We start from the raw sequence: 6,505 nt of genomic DNA, 5'->3' as shown, positions 1-6,505 counted from the left end.
GGAAGGTGACGATGTCGAGCAGTGGACGCATCAAAAAGGCACCATTACCGTTGCGGGCGTAAAATATGAAGTTTATAGCCACAATGGTGAGAATGCAGAGCTGCTGGTGCAGTCAGATGTTAAAGTTGAAATAATCTGATTTGCTCTGAAGTAACGTAAATTAACGCTGTGTCATTTTCTAATTAATGACACAGCGTTTTTATTTCAATCCCGAATATCACAATTGATGCACGGAATTAACCACGTTATTTAAATCATGCCCCAAACCAACCACGTCAGCGCAAAGCCGCTTAATCCCATAATCGTGGTCAATACCGTCCAGGTCTTCAAACCGTCGGCGACTGACAAGCCCAAGTAGCGCGTCACCACCCAGAAACCGGCGTCATTAACGTGCGACAAGCCTAAACCACCGAAACAGGCTGCAAGCGTCACCAGCACGCGCTGCATATCCGTTACATCGCCCACCGCCTGGCTCAGCAAACCGCTGGTAGTCAGAATCGCGACCGTTGCCGATCCCTGCGACGCACGCAGCGCCAGTGACAAAATAAACGCAGCCGGCACCAGCGGCAGATGCAAAGTTTCCAGCGTCAGCGCCAGCGCTTTGCCCACGCCCGATTCCACCAGCACCTTACCAAACGCTCCGCCTGCACCCGCCACCAGAATCACGCTGGCGGAGCTGGGAATCGCACGTCCGGTGAGATCTTCTAACTTCTCTTTACTCCAGCCGCGACGCACGCCAAGCAGCCACGCCGCCAGTCCCAGCGCAATCAGCAGTGCAATCGCTGGCGTACCAATCACTGTCATCACCGAGCGCAGCGTGCTGCCTTCTGCCAGTGTGGTGTGCGCTACCGTTCCCATCACGATCAACAGAATCGGCACGACAATCAGGCCGGTAATGGTCAGCGCACCCGGCGGTGGCGCGTCGTTTTTCGGCTTGCCTTCCGGCTTCGCCAGCTGCAGTTGCTCCAGCACATCGACGGAAAGGTGATATTGACGCAGGTTCATCGCTTTCGCCACGTAGTAACCCACGATACCGACCGGAATCGAGATCAGGATTCCGAGCATCATCAGCCAGCCCATATCGGTGTGCAGAATACCCGCTGCCGCTGCAGCGCCCGGATGCGTTGGCAGTGCTACGTGCACCGTCAGCATCACGCCCGCCATCGGCAGGCCAAACTTCAGCGGTGATACGCGTGCCACTTTGGTGAAGCCATAAATCAGCGGAATCACGATGATAAAGCCAACTTCGAAGAACACCGGAATACCGAGGATAAACGCCGCCATGGTGAGCGCCGCCACGGTACGCTTGATGCCAAGCGATTTACTGAAGCGTTGCGCCAGCGACTCCGCACCGCCCGACGCTTCAATCACTGCGCCAAGCATCGCCCCCAGCACGATGATAATGGTGATATGCCCCAGCAAGTTCCCCATCCCGCTAAAGATGGTTTCCATGATTTTGTCGGCGGGAATGCCGGTAGCAATCGCCACCAGCAGGCTGACAATCAGCAGCGCCACAAAGGGGTGAACTTTGGTTTTAATCACCAGCAGCAGCAAGATCACGATGCTGGCAGTAGCTATAGCTAACAACAATGCGGTAGACATGGTATCCCTCTGATTTATAGCTATTTATTAGTATGGTTATTTCTGGCATTGACGAATTGAGGTAAGACTTGCCCAACACAGCGTGCAAAGCCGCTGCGTTGGGCGGTAAAACAGGGGTTATTTAGCGTAAGGCGCGAACCAGCCGAGGCCCGCTTCGGTGCGGCCACGCGGGATATATTCACATCCCACCCAGCCGTCGTAACCCACTTCATCCAGCAGGTTGAACAGATAGGAATAGTTGATCTCGCCTTCATCCGGTTCGTGACGATGCGGCGCAGAAGCAATCTGGATATGGCGATAACGACCGGCGTATTCACGAATCAGATGCGTCAGATTTCCGTCCACCAGCTGCGCATGGAACAGATCGAGCTGGGTAAAGACGTTGGGCCGATCGATACGCGCCATCATCGCCAGCGTCTGATACTGACTTGAGTAGAGATAATTCGGCTTGGTGACTGGATTGAGCGCTTCCAGCAGCAGGCGGATGCCATGCGGCGCAAAGCGTTCGGCGGCATAGTGCATGTTACGCACAAAAGTCTCTTCATACGCAGCACGATCGGCACCGTTTGGCACCGTTGCCGCCATTATATGCACCTGCGGCACATTAAGCGCTATCGCGTATTCCAGCGCCCGATCGATATCGGCACGCGCTTCCTGTTCACGGCCCGGAATAGCAGAAACGCCCCACTCGCCCGCCTGCACGTTGCCTGCAGCGGTGTTGAACAGCACCAGTTCCAGCTGATGTTTTTCCAGCTCGGCTTTAATCACCTCGGCAGGAAAGTCATACGGGAACAGGAATTCCACCGCGCGGAAACCGGCGTTGGCGGCGGCGGCAAAGCGTTCGATAAACGGCAGCTCACCGAATTGGGTAGATAAATTGGCTGCAAACTTAGGCATTAGAAATTCCTCAATTCCGCGACTTCGCTATCGGTCAGATAACGAATTGAGCGGTCGCCGAGCGTGAACATCAGACGCGCGGTCTCTTCCAGTTCTTCGGTGTTATTGGCGGCTTCGCGCAGGGATTTACCCACCACAACCGGACCGTGATTGGCCAGCAGGAAGGCGTTATAACGCGAGGCCAGATTGGCCAGATCGTCCGCCAGTCGCTGGTCGCCCGGCTTGTAGTACGGCACCACCGGCACATCACCCACGCGCATCACCACGTAGGGCGTGAACGGACGGATGCAGTTTTCAGTGTCGAGATCGTTCAGGCACGAGAGCGCCGTCAAATAGTGGCTGTGCAGATGCACCACCGCTTTGCACTCGGGATTATTCAGGTAGAGCGCACGGTGAAAAGCCACTTCTTTCGACGGCTTGTCGCCGGAGATCCATTCGCCCTGAATCGTCACTTTCGACAGGCGATCGGCCTGCAACTCGCCGAGGCACGAGCCGGTTGGCGTCGCCAGCAAGTTGCCATCTTCCAGCAGCAGCGACAGGTTGCCTGCCGAACCGGTAGCGTATCCGCGCTGAAAGAAGGACGCGCCGAGCTGTACCATTTCTTCGCGTGCTTGTTGTTCCGTCATGCTGAAAACTCCTGTTGTGCGCGGGCAAAGAACTGTTCGTCGCCAAAGTTGCCGGATTTCAGCGCCAGCGACAGCGGCTGATGGATATCGCGCACCCACGGTACGCCCGGCGAAATCATTGGGCCGATGTGGAATGCGGTGACGCCAAGGCTTTGTGCCACCACGCCCGAGGTTTCACCACCGGCGACGATAAAGCGCTGCCAGCCACGGCTTTTCAGTTGACGCGTTACCGCGGCAAACAGCTGTTCAACCGCTTCACTGCTACGCGCCGCGCCGTATTGCTGTTGAATGGCTTGCAGCTGCTGCGCATCGGCGGTAGCAAACAGCAAGGGTGCCAGATCGGGCTGAAGATTGGCTTCCACCCAATCACAGAGCTCCTGCGCATAGCTATCGACGTTGTCGAGGCAGCGTTCCACCAACACTTCATGCGATGGCGCTTGCTGGCGATACGCCTGCACCTGGCGATTGGTCATCTGCGAGCAGGAGCCCGAGATCACTACTGCGCGATCGCCTTGCGGACGACCGGCTTGCTCAGCATCGCTGTTCTGCTGCTGCGTTGCCCATGCGCGGGCGATACCGATGGCTAAACCTGAACCGCCGGTCACCAGACGCATCTCTTTCAACGCTTCGCCCTGCGTCAGCAGATGCTGCTCGTGCAGCGCGTCCAGCACCACATAGTTGATGCCCTGTGCTTTTAAAACATCCAGCTGCGCACGCACCGCATCGGCACCTTGATCCAGTTGAGCCGCGTTGATCACCGCCGCCTGACCTTTGGCCTGACGCGTCATCAAACGCACCAGATTGCTGTCGGTCATTGGCGTCACCGGATGATGGCGCATGCCCGATTCAGACAGCAGCTGATCGGCGACAAACAGATAACCCTGATACACCGTGCGACCGTTAACCGGCAGCGACGGCGAGATTACCGTTTGCGTTTCGCCTAACGCCGCCAGCAACGCATCCGTAACCGGGCCGATATTGCCCTGCTCGGTGCTGTCGAAGGTGGAGCAATATTTGAAATAGAAATGATCGCAGCCCTGCTGTTGCAGCCACTGCAGCGCCGCTAGCGACTGATCGATCGCCTGCTGCGCTGGGCAAGAGCGTGACTTCAGGCTGATCACAATCGCCTGCGCGCTCAGCTCATCATGACTTTCCGGCACGCCGTTGAACTGAATGGTCGGCAGACCGTTCTGCACCAGAAAACTGGCGATGTCGGTCGCACCGGTAAAATCGTCTGCAATGACGCCTAAACGCATGATTACTTCTCCTTTGCCTGCGGCAGCGTGATGCCGCTGAAGATCTTGATAACCGCGCTGTCATCTTCACGACCGTGACCGGCGTTGCTGGCTTCGGTAAACATGTTGAGCGCGGTAGAAGCCAGCGGCAGCGGGAAGTGCAGCGACTTGGCGGTATCCGCCACCAGATTGAGATCTTTAACGAAGATATCGACTGCTGATTTCGGCGAATAATCGCCATCCACCACGTGACGCATGCGGTTCTCGAACATCCACGAGTTACCGGCGGCGTTGGTCACCACGTCATACATGGTATCGAGCGGAATACCGGCGCGCGCGGCCAGCGCCATCGCTTCAGCGCCCACGGCAATGTGCACGCCCGCCAGCAGCTGATGAATGATTTTTACGGTTGAGCCGAGACCGATCTCGCTGCCCACGCGATAGACTTTCGCCGCCACCGCATCCAGCACCGGTTTCAGCAGGGCAAAAGCTTCGTCGCTACCGGAGGCCATCACGGTCATCTCACCGACCGCCGCTTTGGCTGCGCCGCCGGAGACCGGAGCATCCAGCATCAGCAACTGATGTTGAGCCAGCTGTTGTTCAATCGCCTGCGCATCCTGTGAAGAGATGGTAGAAGAGACCATCACTACAGTGCCGGGCTTGAGCTGCGCTGCCACGCCGTTTTCACCAAACAGAATCGCTTTAACCTGTGCGGCATTCACCACCAGCAGCAGCACCGCATCGAGTTCGGCGGCAAAGCGGGCAGCGGAGGTCTGCGCATCACGCGCACCGGCCTGACGCAGGGTTTCCAGCGCCTGCGGATTGAGATCAACACCCCAGGTATTTAATCCTGCACGGATGCAAGACTGCGCTGCACCCATGCCCATGGAACCTAAACCAATCACGCCGATGTTATTCACGGTTGCTGACATCGCAAACCTCCATTGTTAATTTAAGTGATAATTTGTTCATTGGTGTTAAGTCTGCCGCAGTTAGTGGCGAATAAACGTGCGTGATATCACAAAAATTAACTTCACTGCGTAACGCTTAACAGGGATTCACAGCTAAAGCTAATGGTGTCATACCCCGTCAACACGGGATTTCTGCTTACATATCGGGAAAATAAATTGTGCTGCGAGCTGTGAATCGATGATCTACAATGTGAAAAAATGATAATTCAGGGAGAGCAATGTGATTCCGGTTGAACGTCATCAACAAATTTTAGCGCTGGTTGGCGAACGCGGTGTTGTCAGCATTGCCGAGCTCACTGAGCGCTTGGGCGTGTCGCACATGACAATTCGTCGCGACGTGCAGAAGCTGGAAGAGCAAGGCGCGGTGTTGTCTGTCTCTGGCGGCGTGCGCTCGGCGGATCGCCTGGCGGCGGAGCCGTCACATCTGGCAAAAACCAATATGTATAGCGGCGAGAAGATGGCGATTGGTCAGTATGCCGCGCGTCATATTCCACGCAATAGCTGCATCTATCTCGATGCCGGCACCACCACACTGGCGCTGGCGCGCGAGCTGGTGGAGCGTGACGACTTGCTGGTGGTGACCAATGATTTCGTGATTGCACGCCTGCTGATGGAGAGCAGCGGCTGCAAGCTGATTCACACCGGCGGCACGGTGTGTCGTGAGAACCGTTCGAGCGTCGGTGAAGCGGCCGCCAGAAGTTTGCGCCAGTTGGCGATCGATATCGCGTTTATCTCCGCGTCCTGCTGGGGCCCGCGCGGACTGTATACGCCGGATGAGGATAAAGTGCCGGTGAAGCAGGCGGCGAGCGATGTCAGTAGTAAGCGCGTATTGTTAAGCGACAGTTCCAAGTACAACAAGATTGCGACGCATCTGGCGTTGCCGCTGGAGCGCTTTGATACCTTGATTACGGATGCGGAGTTGAGTAAAGCGGGACGCGAAGCGTTGAGTGCGGGGAGTTGGGAATTGGTGTTGGCGAGCTAGGTTTTACGGCTTTAAACCAGGTCGCCATGAATGGCGACCCTACGATGTAGGGTGCGCATGAATGCGCACCTGGTCATTTAAATCACACTTCTTCGCTGAACTGCGGAACCGGGTTGCGGAAGGTGCGGGTAACAAACGCGAGGTAAATAATACCAATCGCTGCCCACACCAGGCCGAGCACCATTGAGGTCT

6 protein-coding genes are annotated in these 6,505 nt (G+C 56.4%); 1 reads left to right on the top strand and 5 read right to left on the bottom strand.

Annotated elements, in window-relative coordinates:
- Nucleotides 1-249: 249 nt before the first annotated feature.
- From RTY00_RS17530 to ltnD, 5 genes are all read right to left on the bottom strand, one after another.
- Nucleotides 250-1,602, bottom strand: a complete 1,353-nt coding sequence (locus RTY00_RS17530; RefSeq protein WP_154157685.1) for a GntP family transporter — start codon at nucleotides 1,600-1,602, stop codon at nucleotides 250-252.
- A gap of 117 nt (nucleotides 1,603-1,719) precedes the next feature.
- Nucleotides 1,720-2,499 (bottom strand): HPr family phosphocarrier protein, encoded by a 780-nt coding sequence (locus RTY00_RS17525; protein ID WP_293793123.1) that lies wholly within the window; start codon nucleotides 2,497-2,499, stop codon nucleotides 1,720-1,722.
- Complete coding sequence (locus RTY00_RS17520) at nucleotides 2,499-3,125, bottom strand: aldolase (RefSeq protein WP_154157688.1); 627 nt, start codon at nucleotides 3,123-3,125, stop codon at nucleotides 2,499-2,501. The genes RTY00_RS17525 and RTY00_RS17520 overlap by 1 nt, the downstream gene beginning before the upstream one ends.
- Entirely contained in the window at nucleotides 3,122-4,381 is a 1,260-nt protein-coding gene (gene otnK, locus RTY00_RS17515) for a 3-oxo-tetronate kinase (protein ID WP_312665285.1), read from the bottom strand. The genes RTY00_RS17520 and otnK overlap by 4 nt, the downstream gene beginning before the upstream one ends.
- 2 nt (nucleotides 4,382-4,383) lie before the next feature.
- Complete coding sequence (ltnD, locus tag RTY00_RS17510) at nucleotides 4,384-5,292, bottom strand: L-threonate dehydrogenase (protein WP_154190111.1); 909 nt, start codon at nucleotides 5,290-5,292, stop codon at nucleotides 4,384-4,386.
- Nucleotides 5,293-5,551: 259 nt separating this feature from the next.
- Between ltnD and ygbI the strand changes: the two genes are divergently transcribed.
- Nucleotides 5,552-6,313 (top strand): DNA-binding transcriptional repressor YgbI, encoded by a 762-nt coding sequence (ygbI, locus tag RTY00_RS17505; protein ID WP_061717696.1) that lies wholly within the window; start codon nucleotides 5,552-5,554, stop codon nucleotides 6,311-6,313.
- Nucleotides 6,314-6,505: the final 192 nt, after the last annotated feature.

This window comes from Pantoea sp. CTOTU49201, from assembly GCF_032054795.1.
Lineage (GTDB): Bacteria > Pseudomonadota > Gammaproteobacteria > Enterobacterales > Enterobacteriaceae > Pantoea > Pantoea symbiotica.
The sequence above is the reverse complement of the archived record's forward strand: the minus strand, read 5'-3'. Positions and strand labels throughout refer to the sequence as shown.